This is a genomic window from Bradyrhizobium sp. CCGUVB1N3, assembly GCF_024199925.1.
Classification (GTDB): Bacteria; Pseudomonadota; Alphaproteobacteria; order Rhizobiales; family Xanthobacteraceae; genus Bradyrhizobium.
This window is the reverse complement of the sequence record NZ_JANADR010000001.1, coordinates 3,861,673-3,875,865: the sequence shown is the minus strand read 5'-3', so window position 1 is coordinate 3,875,865 and position 14,193 is coordinate 3,861,673. Positions and strand designations below refer to the sequence as shown.

16 protein-coding genes are annotated in these 14,193 nt (G+C 64.0%); 14 read left to right on the top strand and 2 right to left on the bottom strand.

The window, feature by feature from the left end:
* The first annotated feature begins 25 nt into the window (after positions 1–25).
* The 12 genes from NLM33_RS18395 (at position 26) to NLM33_RS18340 (ending at position 9,956) form a co-directional block, all read left to right on the top strand.
* A complete protein-coding gene (locus tag NLM33_RS18395; protein ID WP_254097490.1) occupies positions 26–1,000 on the top strand; it encodes a carbohydrate ABC transporter permease in 975 nt (324 codons plus the stop codon).
* Positions 997–1,959, top strand: coding sequence for a carbohydrate ABC transporter permease (locus tag NLM33_RS18390; RefSeq protein ID WP_254097489.1), 963 nt, complete (start codon positions 997–999; stop codon positions 1,957–1,959). The genes NLM33_RS18395 and NLM33_RS18390 overlap by 4 nt, the downstream gene beginning before the upstream one ends.
* Complete coding sequence (locus NLM33_RS18385) at positions 1,956–2,156, top strand: hypothetical protein (RefSeq protein ID WP_254097488.1); 201 nt, start codon at positions 1,956–1,958, stop codon at positions 2,154–2,156. Before NLM33_RS18390 ends, NLM33_RS18385 begins: the two co-directional genes overlap by 4 nt.
* 10 nt (positions 2,157–2,166) lie before the next feature.
* Positions 2,167–3,264, top strand: coding sequence for an ABC transporter ATP-binding protein (locus NLM33_RS18380; RefSeq protein WP_254097487.1), 1,098 nt, complete (start codon positions 2,167–2,169; stop codon positions 3,262–3,264).
* Complete coding sequence (locus NLM33_RS18375; protein ID WP_254097486.1) at positions 3,257–4,282, top strand: ABC transporter ATP-binding protein; 1,026 nt, start codon at positions 3,257–3,259, stop codon at positions 4,280–4,282. Before NLM33_RS18380 ends, NLM33_RS18375 begins: the two co-directional genes overlap by 8 nt.
* 10 nt (positions 4,283–4,292) lie before the next feature.
* A complete protein-coding gene (dhaL, locus tag NLM33_RS18370; RefSeq protein ID WP_254097485.1) occupies positions 4,293–4,916 on the top strand; it encodes a dihydroxyacetone kinase subunit DhaL in 624 nt (207 codons plus the stop codon).
* Positions 4,913–5,305, top strand: coding sequence for a dihydroxyacetone kinase phosphoryl donor subunit DhaM (dhaM, locus tag NLM33_RS18365; RefSeq protein WP_254097484.1), 393 nt, complete (start codon positions 4,913–4,915; stop codon positions 5,303–5,305). The genes dhaL and dhaM overlap by 4 nt, the downstream gene beginning before the upstream one ends.
* A 29-nt stretch (positions 5,306–5,334) precedes the next feature.
* Entirely contained in the window at positions 5,335–5,643 is a 309-nt protein-coding gene (locus NLM33_RS18360; protein WP_254097483.1) for an HPr family phosphocarrier protein, read from the top strand.
* A gap of 1 nt (position 5,644) precedes the next feature.
* Entirely contained in the window at positions 5,645–7,264 is a 1,620-nt protein-coding gene (ptsP, locus tag NLM33_RS18355) for a phosphoenolpyruvate--protein phosphotransferase (RefSeq protein ID WP_254097482.1), read from the top strand.
* Positions 7,257–7,682 carry a hypothetical protein gene (locus NLM33_RS18350; RefSeq protein ID WP_254097481.1) on the top strand — a complete coding sequence of 142 codons (426 nt, stop codon included), beginning with the start codon at positions 7,257–7,259 and terminating at the stop codon, positions 7,680–7,682. The genes ptsP and NLM33_RS18350 overlap by 8 nt, the downstream gene beginning before the upstream one ends.
* A 24-nt stretch (positions 7,683–7,706) precedes the next feature.
* Positions 7,707–8,690, top strand: coding sequence for a dihydroxyacetone kinase subunit DhaK (gene dhaK, locus NLM33_RS18345; protein ID WP_254097480.1), 984 nt, complete (start codon positions 7,707–7,709; stop codon positions 8,688–8,690).
* Positions 8,691–9,053: 363 nt separating this feature from the next.
* Entirely contained in the window at positions 9,054–9,956 is a 903-nt protein-coding gene (locus tag NLM33_RS18340; protein WP_254097479.1) for an N-acetylmuramic acid 6-phosphate etherase, read from the top strand.
* On the opposite strand, the gene NLM33_RS18335 is transcribed toward NLM33_RS18340, so the two are convergent.
* Positions 9,948–10,784 (bottom strand): IclR family transcriptional regulator, encoded by an 837-nt coding sequence (locus NLM33_RS18335; RefSeq protein WP_254097478.1) that lies wholly within the window; start codon positions 10,782–10,784, stop codon positions 9,948–9,950. The two genes, NLM33_RS18340 and NLM33_RS18335, sit on opposite strands and share 9 nt — an antisense overlap.
* On the bottom strand, positions 10,781–11,179 hold the full coding sequence (locus tag NLM33_RS18330; protein WP_254097477.1) for a thioesterase family protein: 399 nt from the start codon (positions 11,177–11,179) through the stop codon (positions 10,781–10,783). Before NLM33_RS18330 ends, NLM33_RS18335 begins: the two co-directional genes overlap by 4 nt.
* Before the next feature lie 169 nt (positions 11,180–11,348).
* Here NLM33_RS18330 and NLM33_RS18325 point away from each other — a divergent pair, with 169 nt between their 5' ends.
* Both NLM33_RS18325 and NLM33_RS18320 read left to right on the top strand, forming a co-directional pair.
* A complete protein-coding gene (locus tag NLM33_RS18325; protein ID WP_254097476.1) occupies positions 11,349–12,500 on the top strand; it encodes an FAD-dependent monooxygenase in 1,152 nt (383 codons plus the stop codon).
* 17 nt (positions 12,501–12,517) lie between these two features.
* Positions 12,518–14,158 (top strand): benzoate-CoA ligase family protein, encoded by a 1,641-nt coding sequence (locus tag NLM33_RS18320; protein ID WP_254097475.1) that lies wholly within the window; start codon positions 12,518–12,520, stop codon positions 14,156–14,158.
* Positions 14,159–14,193: the final 35 nt, after the last annotated feature.

Here is a 14,193-nt window from a genome sequence, read left to right as displayed (position 1 = left end):
CCCCGGGGAAGCCGAACCCCAGCCGATGGACAAGATGACCACGATCCTGCAACCCGATCATGTTACGATCCCCGGCGTGAGCGAGCCCGCCAAATCTCGTACCACGCGACGCGTCCGCGGCCTGTCGGACCGGGCCATCGCCTGGCTGTTCGTCGCGCCGACGATTGCGCTTCTGCTCGCGATCAACATCTTTCCGCTGGTCTGGATGATCAGGCTCTCCTTCACGAGCCTCAACCTCAGCATGTCCTACTTGCCGCTGCGGTTCGTCGGGCTGGACAATTTCACCGACATTCTCTCCGACGAGGACGTCTGGATCAGGCTCCAGACCACCGCGCAATTCGTGATCTCGTCGGTGGCGTTGCAGGTGGTGATCGGGTTTGGGCTCGCGCTCCTCATCAACCGTCAGTTTCGCGGTCACAGCTTCTGGACCACGATGATCCTGCTGCCGATGATGCTGTCGCCGGCGGTTGTCGGCAACTTCTGGACCCTGCTGTTCCAGCCGCAGATCGGACCGTTCAATTACCTGATCAGCCTGTTCACCGGCGTGCCGCCGAGCTCGTTCAGCATGACCGGCGAGGTCGCGCTGGCGCCGTGGACGATCGTTCTCGTCGACACCTGGATGTGGGCGCCTTACGTCATGCTGATCTGCCTCGCCGGGCTGCGCTCCATTCCCGACTACATCTATGAGGCCGCGGAAGTCGATCGCGCCTCGGCCTGGCGTCAGTTCTGGTCGATCACGCTGCCGATGACGGTGCCGTTCCTGATGCTCGCCGTGCTGTTCCGCGCGATCGAGAATTTCAAGATGTTCGACATGGTCAACCTCCTGACCTCGGGCGGACCGGGATCGACCACCGAACTGGTCTCGATCACGCTGAAGCGCGCGGCGTTCGAGAAATGGCGCACCGGCTATTCCTCCGCGCTCGCCATCATTCTGTTCGTGACCGTGTTCGGTGCAGCCAACATCTACGTCAAGGTGCTCAACAAGGTGAAGCAGCGATGACCGCCACTGTTGCCAAATCCACCGCTCACTCCATCGTCGAGTCTACGCCGCGCGCAAAGGCGGTAGCGGGCAGCCTGGTCATCCTCTATGCGCTGATCACGATCCTGCCGCTGGTCTGGATCGTCGCCACCGCGTTCAAGTCGCAGAGCGACGCCATCGCCTATCCGCCCAAGGTGCTGTTCCAGCCGACGCTCGAGGGTTATGTGAACCTGTTTACGGTGCGCACGCGGCAGACGCCAGACTTCATCGCAAAGCTGCCGCCGCCGGAGACCTGGTACGACAAGCTCGTGCGCCAGCACGACATGGTGATCGCCGGTCCCTCGAAGGTCGTGCCGCGTTTCGTCAATTCGCTCATCATCGGCTTCGGCTCGACCTTTCTCGCCGTCTTCCTCGGCACGCTTGCGGCCTATGCATTCTCGCGCTTCCGCATTCCGCTTGCCGACGACCTCCTGTTCTTCATCCTGTCGACGCGGATGATGCCGCCGGTTGCGGTCGCGATCCCGATCTATCTGATGTACCGGCAGCTCAACCTGACTGACACCAGGCTCGGGATGATCCTGCTCTACACGGCGGTCAACGTCTCGCTCGCGGTCTGGCTGCTGAAGGGGTTCATCGACGAGATTCCGCGCGAATACGAGGAGGCGGCGCTGGTCGACGGCTACACGCGATTGCAGGCGCTGCGCAAGGTGGTGCTGCCGCAGGCGGTGACAGGTATCGCGGCAACCGCAATCTTCTGCCTGATCTTCTCATGGAACGAATATGCCTTCGCGGTTCTCCTCACCAGCGGCGAAGCCCAGACCATGCCGCCCTTCATCCCCTTCATCATCGGCGAAGGCGGACAGGACTGGCCGGCGGTTGCTGCCGCGACCACGCTGTTCGTCGTCCCGATCGTCCTGTTCACCGTTCTGTTGCGCAAGCATCTGTTGCGCGGCATCACCTTCGGAGCTGTACGCAAATGAGCGGTTCTGCGATTGCCAATGGTAGCTTGATGCGCTGGTTCCGGCGCGGTCCCTGGGAGACGGGAGCGACGATCCTGATCGGCGGCGGCATCGTGATGCTGGTGCAGCCCTTCTCGCTCGATCTCTACAGCTACTCGTTCGTGACGATCCTGGCGGGCACGCTCGGCTACGTCATCGTGAGCCATTTTCCGGAATAGGGCGGCAGAGATGGCACAGATCCGCGTTGAAAACCTGCGAAAATCGTTCGATCAGTTCACCGCCGTCGAAGGCTCGAACTTCACGATCGACGACGGCACCTTCTTTGCGATGCTCGGTCCCTCCGGCTGCGGCAAGACGACGACGCTGCGTATGATCGCCGGCCTGGAGCTGCCGACCGAGGGCAAGATCCTGCTCGATGGCGAGGACGTGACCTTCGAGCGCGCATCCGCCCGCGACATCGCCTTCGTGTTCCAGCTCTTCGCGCTCTATCCGCACATGAACGTCGCAGGCAATATCGGCTTTCCCCTGAAGTGCCAGGGCATGGGCCGCCGCGAAATCCGCCAGCGGGTCGAGGAGACCGCGCGGCTGCTGCGGATCGAGCATCTCTTGTCGAGCAAGACGTCAAAGCTGTCGGGCGGCGATCGCCAGCGCGTGGCGCTTGGCCGGGCGATGGTGCGGCGGCCAAAGGCCTTCCTGATGGATGAGCCGCTTGGGGCCCTCGATGCCGAGTTCCGCCATCTGATGTGCGGCGAGCTCCGCGATCTCCACGATCGCATCGGCGCGACCACGATCTACGTGACGCACGACCAGCTCGAGGCGATGTCGATGGCGGACCAGATCGCGGTCATGAACAAGGGACGCGTCGAGCAGATCAGCTCGCCGCAGGAGATCTATGACCGGCCCGCGAGCATGTTCGTCGCCGACTTCATCGGCTCGCCGTCGATGAACTTCCTGCGCTTTGAGGGCGGCCTGCATTGTGGCGATCGCGCGGTCAGCTTCCATGACACCGACATCGCCGTACCCGAGATCCGCGAGGACCGTGCCAGCGCGCCGCTGGTACTCGGCGTGCGTCCGGAGCATATCCGCTTCACCGATGCGGCGCCGGTGCGCGGCGAGGTGTTCGGCGCGGAATATCTCGGCACGAATCAGATCGTCACCGTCGACACCGCGCATGGACGCGTTGCGGCCCGGCTGCCGTCAGCCACGCCGGTGCGGATCGGCGAGACGGTCGGTCTCGAATTTCACTCCGAACGGCTGGCGCTGTTCGATGCCGGCAGCGGCCTTGCGATCCGCACCGCGAACGGGGGAGGCGCTCGCCATGGCTGACGTCATTCTGCGCAACATCAACAAACGTTTTGGCGCGATCGAGGCGGTGCGCGAGCTATCGCTTGCGGTCAACGACGGCGAGTTTCTCGTCCTGCTCGGCCCGAGCGGCGCCGGCAAGACCACGACCTTGCGGCTCATCACCGGGCTCGAGCAACCCGATTCGGGCTCGGTCATGATCAACGGCCGCGACGTCACGCTCGATCCTCCGGGGTCGCGCGACATCGCGTTCGTCTTCCAGCAATACTCGCTCTATCCGCATCTGTCGGTTTACGACAATCTGGCGTTTCCGCTGCGCTCGCCGGCGCACCGCGTTCCGGAGCCGGTCATCCGCAAGCGCGTCGAACAGACCGCCGAGCTTCTGCACATCGCCAGCAAGCTGAACAACCGCGCCACCCGCCTGTCCGGTGGTGAGATGCAGCGGGTCGCCATCGGCCGCGCCCTGGTGCGGGATCCGTCGATCTACCTGATGGACGAGCCGCTGTCCTCGCTGGATGCGAAGCTGCGGGCCGAGCTTCGCCTCGAGCTCAAGCGGATCCAGGTCGAGCTCGGTGCAACCATACTCTATGTGACGCACGATCAGGTGGAGGCCATGACCATGGCCACGCGCATCGGCGTGATCAAGGACGGCCAGCTTCTCCAGCTCGGCACGCCGCGGGAGATCTACGAGAGCCCGTCCAGCACGTACGTCGCATCGCGGCTCGGCACGCCGCAGATCAACCTTCTTCCGGCACGCCTTGCTTCGGAGATAGTCCTTCCGCCCGGTACCGAGACCATTGGCATCCGCACGGAGCATCTGCAGATCGCCGCGCGCAATGGCGGGCGGTTGATCGGCCGCGTGCATCGGGTCGAGCATCTGGGTGAGCAGAATCACGTTCACCTGGACTATAAGGGCCAGACGCTGGTGACGCTCGCGGATCCGGGCCAGCCGCTCCAGGTCGGTCAGGAGGTTGAATTGCACCTGAAGCATCCGCTCTATTTCGACGGCGTTGGGCAACGCATCAACGCCATGGTTCACTGAGGATCATTCAATGTCGCTGCAACCCGAGACATTCAAATCGCTGGTCAAGGTGGCCGCTGAGCAGGTCATCGCCAGTGCGCCGGAGCTCACGTCGCTGGATCAGGCGATCGGCGATGGCGATCACGGAACGAACATGAAGCGCGGCTTCGAGGCCGTGCTCGGCAAGCTCGACGCGATCTCCGCGCAGCCATTCGACGAGGCGCTGAAGACGATCGGCAAGACGCTGGTGATGACCGTCGGCGGCGCGTCGGGGCCCCTTTACGGCAGCTTCTTTCTTGCCGCGGGTGAAGCGCTCTCGCATGACAAGCATTTGCCCGACGATCTCGCCGAAGTCTTTGCGAGCGGGGTCGACGCGGTGAGCAAACGCGGCCGCTCTCACGCCGGCGAGAAGACCATGCTCGACGTGCTCGTTCCCGTGCTGGAGACGCTGAAGACGGATGCCGGCCGGCCCGACATCGTCGAGCGAATTCGCGCCACGGCCGCCGAGGCCGCGGCGCGGACTGCGCCGATGCAGGCGACCAAGGGACGCGCGTCATTCCTCGGACCTCGCAGCGTCGGTCATGTCGATCCCGGCGCACGGTCGAGCTGCCTTCTCCTGCAAGCGGTATGCGCGAGCCTGGAGGGGCAGCCATGAACGACACCGTGGGGATCGTGATCGTCTCGCATTCCAAGGACATCGCCAAAGGCACCGCCGATATGGTGCGGCAGATGGTCGGCAGCGAGGTCAAGGTCGCCTTCTGCGGCGGCAATCCCGATGGCGGACTGGGGACCAGCGTCGCCCTGATCGTCGATGCCATCAATGACGCCTGGTCGGCGAAGGGTGTTGCGATTCTCGTTGATCTCGGCGGCGCCGAAACCAACAGCGAAATGGCGGTCGAAATGCTGGACCCTGAGCGGCGGGATCTGGTTGTCGTCTGCAACGCACCGATCGTCGAAGGCGCGGTGATGGCGGCAACTGAAGCGGCTGGCGGCAGCTCGCTGGCCGAGGTGCGGGCGGTGGCCGAGGAACTCTCTGCCGACTGATGTCTGCGAAGCGATGATGGAATATGGCTATGCTGGAAACTTCAAATGTGAACGGACAGATCTTCACGGGCAACGTGCAACTGGTGCACGCAGTCGGCATGCACGCGCGCCCGGCGGTCAAGCTGACCAAGCTCGCCAAGAAGTTCGAGGCGCAGATTTCCGTCCGCGTTGCCGGTGCGGCCGAGTGGATCAATGCCAAGAGCGTGGCCAAGATCATGGCCATGCGTGCGGCCCATGGCAGCATCATCGAGATCAAGGCGTTGGGCAGTGATGCGGAAGCCGCCGTCGCTGCACTGGTCGATCTGATCGCAACCGATTTTCCGGATGGGACCGCCTAGCATGCGAGACAGCGCTTCAGGACTGGCCTACCGCGGCAGAACCGCCTCGATCGGATTTGCCCAGGGGCCGTTCGTCCGGGTCGATGCGGGAGCGAACGGCGAACGGGTCGCCGGCACCCTGGTCGATGAAGCGCTTGCGCTGCGCAGTGCGATCGACACCGCGAGCCGGCAGATCGCCGAGCTGGCTGCGATCGCCGGCGGCGAAGCGGCGCAAATCCTGGAATTCCAGGTTGCGCTGCTGGAGGACGAGGATCTGGTCAGCGGGATCCTGGCAGCGATTGGCGAGGGCGAGCCCGCGGACGCCGCCTGGTGCGCGGCGCTCGACGAGCAGATCGCGGATTATAATTCGGCCCCGGACGAATATTTGAAGGCGCGCAGCTCGGATCTCGCGGACCTTCGCGATCGCGTGTTGAACATCTTGCGCGGCGGCGAAGGCCATGCGCTGAGAATTCCGAGCGGTGCGGTCGTCTGCGCGGACGATCTGCCGCCCTCGCGCTTCCTGGAAATCGACTGGTCCGACGGCGGCGGCCTGGCACTGCTGCGCGGAAGTCCGACGAGCCATGTTGCGATGCTGGCGCGCGCCCGCGGCATCCCGATGGTGGTGCAGCTCGGCACGGTGCCGGCGGCAGGGGCCACGGCGCTGCTCGATGGCGAGGGCGCAACCCTCGAGCTCGATCCCAGCATCGAGCAGATCGGCCTGTTCGAGAAGCGGCGGGAGATCCACCGCAAGAGCAGGGCCTCCGCCCGGGCGATCCTGCGGCGGCCGGCGGCGTCCTGGCGCGGCGAACGGATCAAGCTCCTCGTCAACATCCAGCGCGTCGAGGATCTCGATTATCCGGACGCGCAATATGCCGACGGCGTCGGCCTGATGCGTACCGAGTTTCTGCTGTCGGAGCGCGGCCTGCCTGACGAGGAGACGCAGTTTCAGGTTTACGACCAGGTCTTGCGCTGGGCCGAGCGGCGTCCGGTGACGATCCGCACCTTTGATGCGGGCGGCGACAAGCCGGTGCCGGGCTTCACGCCAGACGCCGAGCCAAACCCCTTCCTCGGCGTTCGCGGCCTTCGTCTTTGTCTCGCGCGGCCCGAGATCTTTGCGGTTCAGCTTCGCGCGCTTGCGCGTGCGGCAGTGCGCGGAAATCTCAAGGTCATGTTTCCGATGGTCACCTCGGCCGACGAGGTCGAGGCGGCACGAAAACTGTTTGCCGACATCGTGCAGGGCTTGCAGGCGAAGGGCGCGGCCGCGATGCTTCCCGAACTCGGAATCATGGTCGAGGTGCCCGCGGCGGCGCTTTCGATCGCCAGCTTCAAGAGTGCGTTCTTCTCGATCGGCTCGAACGATCTCGCGCAATACGTCCTTGCCTGCGACCGCTCGAACGGAGCTCTCGCGTCCCTGATGGATCCCTTGCATCCCGCTGTTCTCGAGCTGATCACGCGGACTGCCGAGCACGGCCGGCGCGCCGGAAGCCCGGTGAGCTTGTGCGGCGACATGGCGAGCGACCCGCGCTGCATTCCAGCGCTGCTCGATTGCGGGCTTCGGGAGCTGTCCGTGAATGTCTCGGCGCTTGCGCAGATCAAGCAAACGATCGATCGTCTGGGCAGCGGAGGTGGAAAACTTGACTGATGCCGTTGCCGATGAGCCGGCGGAAGCCGGCGCCGTTGCCGTCTACAAGCGCATTTTCAAGGAGGTCCTGGACAAGCGCCCCTCGGGAATGCGGCTGCGGCTCGCCCATGCCATGGGAAAGAACCGGAGCTTCGTCAGCCAGATCTCCAATCCGGCCTATCCGGTGCCGATCCCGGTGCAGCATCTCAACACGATCTTCGACGTCTGCCACTTCCCACCGCAGGCGAAGGCAGCCTTTCTGCGCGCCTATGCGCGCGCGCACCCGCGCAGGATCAGTCGGCTGACCGAGGGACCGCACGAGCGGACCTTGACGCTGCATCTGCCCGATCTCGGCAGCGGCAAGCGGAATGCTCAGCTCGACGCGCTGTTGCAGGAGTTCGCGCGCCGGCTGATTGCCATCATGCAGGAAAAAGAATGAGGCATCAGTGATGGGGAGGGTCGTATGAAGAAGTTCATCAATTCCGTCGACGACGTCCTGGCCGAGAGCCTGGACGGGTTTGCCGCCGCGCATGCCGATCTCGTCACGCTGGGATCGGAACGCAAATTCGTGCGCCGCCGCGAGCTCAACCCGAAAAAAGTTGCGCTGGTCTCGGGCGGCGGCAGCGGGCACGAGCCGCTGCATGCCGGCTTCGTCGGTTACGGCATGCTCGACGCCGCCTGTCCGGGGCAGGTCTTCACGTCGCCGACGCCGGACCAGATCGTCGAGGCCGCCCAAGCCGTCGCCAGCGAGGCCGGCGTGCTGTTCATCGTGAAGAACTATGCTGGCGACCGCATGAATTTCGAGATGGCGGCGGAGATCGCCGAAGGCCGCATTGCGACCATCGTGACGGATGACGATGTCGCCGTCGAGAACTCCACCCACAGCATCGGTCGCCGTGGCGTCGCCGGGACACTGATCGTCGAGAAGATCGTCGGCGCGGCGGCCGAGAAGGGCCTTGATCTGGCCGGTTGCGTTGCGCTCGGCGAGCGTGTCAATGCGCAGACGCGCTCGATGGGCGTGGCGCTGACGAGCTGCACGGTCCCGGCCGCGGGCGGGCCGACCTTCGCACTCGCCGAGGACGAGATGGAGATGGGCGTCGGCATTCACGGCGAACCCGGGCGCCGCCGCGTCAAGCTGGAGCGGGCCGATGCCATCGCCTTCGAGATGGCGACGGCCATCGCGGAGGATCTCGACGCGCGCGCGGGCACAGAAGCGCTCCTGCTCGTCAACGGCTTCGGCGGTACGCCTACGATCGAGCTCTATCTGATGTACCACGCCGCGCGAAAGCTGCTCGAGAAGCGCGGCCTGCGCATCACCCGCTCGCTGGTCGGCAGCTACGTCACCTCGCTCGACATGGCTGGCTGCTCGCTCACGTTGAGCCTGCTCGATGCCGAGACGACGGCGCTGTGGGACCATCCGGTCCGCACCGCAGCCCTCAAATGGTGAGCCCCGCCTGAGATGGACCACTGAGCGATCCCGAACTCCGCCGCGATGGAATGCCGGCCCCGCTAGCGGGCTATCCATCGCGCCGGTTTGCTCCCTGAAACTGGCCGTGCCGTCAGGCACGGCATTTTTTTGATGCGTTCGCGACTCAATTTTCCGCGTTTTTGAGATATTGGTTGGGAGCGGGACCGGACCGCCAGCGCCACCATTGGCTCCCACCGGAGGGGAACCGATGTGCCGGGATCCAAGTTAGTCCACCGGTCGCGCTGGCATTCCCAAGGATGCGACGAACGGCGACATGCCTTTGGCCCGCGCCAAGCCGGCCGCTGGCAACTCAGAGTCGTCGCGCTACGGTGGTATAAGCTCATGAAACGTATGGATCGCGCCAACGCAACTGAAGCCGTCGATCCCCGCTTCACGGATTTGGACGCGTGGTCAGGGATCGCGGCCTTGGAGGCGATGTGGGAAGGTCAGCTCGCAGCGGTCGCAGCCGTCGGCCAGTGTCTTCCTGCGCTCGCCGCGGCGACGGATGCGGCGGCGGATGCGCTCGGAGATGACGGGCGGCTGGTCTATGTCGGCGCAGGAACCTCGGGCAGGGTGGCCATCCAGGACGGCGCCGAGCTGACGCCCACCTTCGCATGGCCCCAACAGCGGGTCCACTTCATCATCGCCGGCGGAGAGAGCGCGTTCGTCACCAGCGTGGAAGGCGCGGAAGACGACGTCGACGACGCGATCGCCCAGATCGAAGCCGCAAGGCTGTCATCGCACGACGTGGTCATCGCGATTGCCGCGAGCGGTACGACCCCATTCACCGTGGCTGCATTGCGCCAGGCCGGCCGGTACCAGGCCGTGACCGTCGGCATTGCCAATAACCGCCAGGCCCCACTGCTGGCTGCAGCGAAATATCCGGTCCTCGTCGAGACCGGGCCGGAGCTCATCGCCGGCTCGACGCGGATGAAGGCCGGCACCGCCCAGAAGATCGTCCTCAACCTGATCTCGACCGGCATCATGCTGCGCCTTGGCCGCGTCTACCGCGGCATGATGGTCAACATGCAGCCCACGAACGCGAAGCTGAAGCGTCGCGCCGAGGCGATGGTTGCCCGCATTGCCGGTTGCAGCGAAGCGCAAGCTGCCTCTGCCTTGGAAGCGACCGGCGGCGACATCAAGTTGGCCGCCCTCGTCGTGCTCGGATACGACAAGACGGAAGCGGCGAACCTTCTCGCCAGCCACAAGGGCAATCTTCGTCGCGTGTTTGATGATCTAGGGTGACGGAGCGGCGAGTTGGGCTGGCGGGACGATCGAATGACGGGCGGCAAAATCGATCAAGGCGCCTCGCGCGGGACTATCCGGCTGCAGCAAGTCTTTGTGCGTGCCGAACAAGGTCACAGCGACTTCGATCTCGCCCTGCCAGTTCGTGATCGCGGACGAGATCGCGCTCAAGCCCGGAATGAAGCGTCCGTCGACATAGGCGATGCGCTCGCGCCGGATTTTCGTCGTCAATGCCTCGACGCTTGCCGGGTTGGGATTGAGATCCGGCCAGCTCACGCCGGCAGAAGCGGCGCGCTCGAGTTCGCTTTGCAGCCGTGCGGTCAGTTGTGGGGACGGCAGATAGGACAGGAAGACGCGTCCGGTCGCGGAGTCCAGCAAGGGAAACGTGCTGCCAAGACCGATCGACGTGGTCGTCAGATGGGGACCTCTCTCCATTCGGACCACGGTCGGGCCATTGTGGCTCCAGACGGCCAGCAGTGCGGCTTGGCCCGTCGTCGCGGCCAATTCCTCGAGCTCGTCGGAGGCGCGGACGACGAAGTTGTTCCGGCTGATGGCCGCAACACCCAATTCTGCAGCTTCGCGGCCGAGGTCGTACCGGCCGGAGCGCTCCTTCTGTACGGCAAGGCCCGCATGAATGAAGCTCGCCAGGTAGCGATGCACCTTGCTCGGTGGCATGCCGGCTTCGCGCGCGATATCCGACAGCGTCGCCGGCCCGTCAAAGGATCGCAGGACTCGCAGGACCGAAAGCGCAGCGTCGAGAGCCTGGATGCCACCGGGGGCCGTCCCGCCGCTCTCTTCGTCAGTATCTTTCGGGCGTGTCCGTTTCATTTCAACATGTCCTTGAACTCCTGCGGCACGCTGGCGCCGCGGAGCTCGCCTGTGTCCGTGACGGAGGCCCATGCGCGCTGTTCGAAGCCGCTCGCAATCTGCACGTTACCGACCAACAGCTTGTAGTCGATTCGAAACCGCCGCTCGTGCCACTCGGCCACTTCTGCGCGGATCACCAGCTCGTCGTCGTAGCGGGCAGGCCCCACAAACTGGGCGCCGACATTGACCAGCGGCGTGACGCTCTTGAAGCGGCGCCTGAGTTCCCGCTGGCTCAATCCGCATCTCCGCAGCCAGCGCTGATAGCTGCAGTCAAACCAATAGAAGTAGTTGGGATAAAAGACGATTCCGGCTTCGTCGCAATCGCCCCATTCGATCGTGAAAGCGGTCTCAAACATCCGAAAACCCTCCTGCCGCACGACGCCGGGCCGAAGCTTAGCTTCGTCAGGCGCATTCCCTATAAGAAAAGTGTTTCCTCACTACGCAAAAATATATTGCATATTGAGAAATCGATTGCATAATACGCAATAAGAAAGCGGCAAGCAAAGCAACAGGGAAGGGAAAGTCATGCGGCTCAGTCGCATTGCTGTGATGGGGGGCGGTCCTGCGGGGCTTTACTTCGCCTATTTGTGGAAACGTCGGCATCCCGACGACCAAGTCGACGTCTTCGAGCAGAATCCGGAAGGCGCGACCTGGGGATTTGGCGTCGTCTTCTCCGACAAGGCGCTCGACTTCCTTCGCGCCGATGATCCGGAAACGGCCGAGGCCGTTTCGGCGCGCATGGAGACGTGGCGCGACATCACGCTCGTTCACCGCGGCGAGCACGTCGCGCTCGACGGCGTCGGCTTCTCCGCGGTCGGACGGCTCGATTTCATCACGCAATTGACCGAGCGCGCACGATCCGCCGGCGCAAATCTGCACTTCGGCCACCTTGTGCGCTCGATCGATGAGCTCGCGGGATACGATCTGATCGTTGCCGCCGACGGCGTGAACTCGCTGGTGCGAAGGAGCTTTGAGGGCGACTTCAAGACGTCTCTTTCTTATGACGACAATAAGTTCGCCTGGTACGGCACCACCAAGCGCTTCGAGACGCTGACCCAGACCTTCGTCGAAACGGAATTCGGCAGCTTCAACGCCCATCACTACCGCTACTCGCCGACGATGAGCACGTTCATCGTGGAGTGCGACCGTGCAACCTGGCTGCGCGCCGGCTTTGCGGAGAAGACCGAGGAAGAGAGCAGGGCCCTTTGCGAGAAGGTGTTCGCCGACACGCTCGAAGGGCATCCTCTCGTCAACAACAAATCGGTCTGGCGGAATTTTCCCTGGCTGTGGAACGATCGCTGGTCGCACCGCAACATGGTTCTCGTCGGTGACGCGCTCCACACCGCGCATTTCTCGATCGGATCCGGCACGCGCCTCGCGCTCGAGGACGTCATCGCCCTTGTCAATTCGCTGGACAGTGAGCCGCACAGTCTCCGTCGTGCGCTGGAAGACTACGAGGCCGCGCGCCGCCCGGTGGTGGAGAAACTGGTCAAAGCCGCAAGGACGAGCGCGGCCTGGTACGAGCGTTTTGCCGAGCACATGAAGCTGGCTCCGCTGGACTTCGGCTACAGCTACATCACGCGTTCGGGGCGGATCGACGACAATCAGCTCCGCTCGATGTCGCCGGGCTTCATGGCGCGCTACGACGCCAGTTCATTGATCGCCAACGCATCGTGATGATGAGGAGCGTTCCCATGACGGACGGAACCGGCCACACGATCGTGGACCATGTGCCCGACGATGCGCCCTGCGCGCAGGAGATCGGCTTCGAAATCGCCGAGCGCTACAACGCCAGCGAAATCCTGTTCGACAATCTCAGGGCGGGGCGTTCTGACAAGATCGCGATCTACGCCGCGACCGGCAACACCAGCTATGGCGAGCTGTGCGCCAAGGCCGCCAAATGCGGAAACGCGCTCAAATCGCTCGGGCTTGTCGCCGGTGACCGCGTGCTCCTCCTGCTGAACGACACGGCGTCCTATCCCGCGGTGTTCTTTGGTGCGATCCGCGCCGGCTTCGTGCCGATGCTGATCAACACGTTGTCGCCCAAGGACCTCATCGGCTTCTACCTTCAGGATTCGGCCGCGCCGGTCGCGGTCGTCGACGCCGAGTATGCTCCCCTGTTCGACCAGGAGACGATCGCGGGAACGTCGCTGCGCGCGCTGATCGTCGTCAACGGCGATGCCGCGTGCGAAGCGTCCTCGATCAAGGTTCTGAATGGCGACCAATGGTTCGCCCAGTTTCCTGAAGAGCTGGAAGCTGCACCCACGCGCCGCGACGACATGGCGTTCTGGATGTACAGCTCGGGCAGCACCGGCCGGCCGAAGGGCATCGTGCATCTCCAGCACGACATGGCCTACACGGCCGACAGCTTCGGCCGTCACATCCTGGGAATCGAAGAGACCGACATCTGTTTCTCCGTGCCGAAGATCTTCTTCGCCTACGGCTTCGGCAATTCGATCACGTTCCCGTTCTCGGTCGGCGCCAGCACGGTCCTGCTCGCCGGGCGGCCCGAGCCGGCTGCTGTTCTGGACATGATCGACCGGTTCAAGCCGACCCTCTTCTTCGGCCTGCCGACGCTCTACAACGCGTTGCTGAATCATCCTCGCATCGACACGGCCGACCTGTCGAGCGTGCGCCTCTGCCTGTCGGCCGCCGAAGTGCTGTCGCAGGATATCTTCAACGATTGGAGGCGACGCTTCGGGCTCGAGATCGTCGAAGGGCTCGGATCGACCGAGGTTCTGCACATCTATCTCTCGAACACGCACGAGCAGAAGAAGACCGGGACGGCCGGCAAGCGCGTTCCGGGATACGAGATCCGACTGACCACGCCCGAAGGGGAGGCCGTCGCGCAGGGCGAAGAAGGCGTGATGTGGGTCCGCGGTCACTCCAACGCGCCTTGCTACTGGAACAGGCCCGACAAGACCGAGCAGACCATGCGCGAGGAGGGGTGGATCTGGACCGGCGACAGGCTCGTCGAGGATGCCGATGGCTTCTTCACCTTCGTCGGTCGCGTGGACGATCTCATCAAGGTGAGCGGCCAGTGGATCTACCCGGTCGAGATCGAGCTCTGCCTGTCGGATCATCCCGCCGTCCGCGAATGCGCGGTCCTTGGCCTCGAGCTTCCCGATCGCCGCATGACCACGAAAGCATTCGTGATCCTTCGCGACGGTCATGCGGCGAGCGAGTCGTTGACGCGTGAGCTGCAGGATCACGTCAAGTCGAAGCTGCTCCCCTACAAATATCCACGCCTGATCGAATACTGGTCCGATCTGCCGAAGACGGGAACGGGCAAGATCGATCGGCAGAAGCTGCGCAGCGCCCCGTTGGTGGCCTGAACGAGCAGCCCCGCCGTCTCTAAAAGCTTACTGAA

Excerpts from the sequence above, each read along its gene's own strand:
- NLM33_RS18395 (WP_254097490.1), top strand. The coding sequence starts at position 26 with ATGGACAAGATGACCACGATCCTGCAACCCGATCATGTTACGATCCCC.
- NLM33_RS18390 (WP_254097489.1), top strand. The coding sequence starts at position 997 with ATGACCGCCACTGTTGCCAAATCCACCGCTCACTCCATCGTCGAGTCT.
- NLM33_RS18385 (WP_254097488.1), top strand. The coding sequence starts at position 1,956 with ATGAGCGGTTCTGCGATTGCCAATGGTAGCTTGATGCGCTGGTTCCGG.
- NLM33_RS18380 (WP_254097487.1), top strand. The coding sequence starts at position 2,167 with ATGGCACAGATCCGCGTTGAAAACCTGCGAAAATCGTTCGATCAGTTC.
- NLM33_RS18375 (WP_254097486.1), top strand. The coding sequence starts at position 3,257 with ATGGCTGACGTCATTCTGCGCAACATCAACAAACGTTTTGGCGCGATC.
- dhaL (WP_254097485.1), top strand. The coding sequence starts at position 4,293 with ATGTCGCTGCAACCCGAGACATTCAAATCGCTGGTCAAGGTGGCCGCT.
- dhaM (WP_254097484.1), top strand. The coding sequence starts at position 4,913 with ATGAACGACACCGTGGGGATCGTGATCGTCTCGCATTCCAAGGACATC.
- NLM33_RS18360 (WP_254097483.1), top strand. The coding sequence starts at position 5,335 with ATGCTGGAAACTTCAAATGTGAACGGACAGATCTTCACGGGCAACGTG.
- ptsP (WP_254097482.1), top strand. The coding sequence starts at position 5,645 with ATGCGAGACAGCGCTTCAGGACTGGCCTACCGCGGCAGAACCGCCTCG.
- dhaK (WP_254097480.1), top strand. The coding sequence starts at position 7,707 with ATGAAGAAGTTCATCAATTCCGTCGACGACGTCCTGGCCGAGAGCCTG.
- NLM33_RS18340 (WP_254097479.1), top strand. The coding sequence starts at position 9,054 with ATGAAACGTATGGATCGCGCCAACGCAACTGAAGCCGTCGATCCCCGC.
- NLM33_RS18335 (WP_254097478.1), bottom strand. The coding sequence starts at position 10,784 with ATGAAACGGACACGCCCGAAAGATACTGACGAAGAGAGCGGCGGGACG.
- NLM33_RS18330 (WP_254097477.1), bottom strand. The coding sequence starts at position 11,179 with ATGTTTGAGACCGCTTTCACGATCGAATGGGGCGATTGCGACGAAGCC.
- NLM33_RS18325 (WP_254097476.1), top strand. The coding sequence starts at position 11,349 with ATGCGGCTCAGTCGCATTGCTGTGATGGGGGGCGGTCCTGCGGGGCTT.
- NLM33_RS18320 (WP_254097475.1), top strand. The coding sequence starts at position 12,518 with ATGACGGACGGAACCGGCCACACGATCGTGGACCATGTGCCCGACGAT.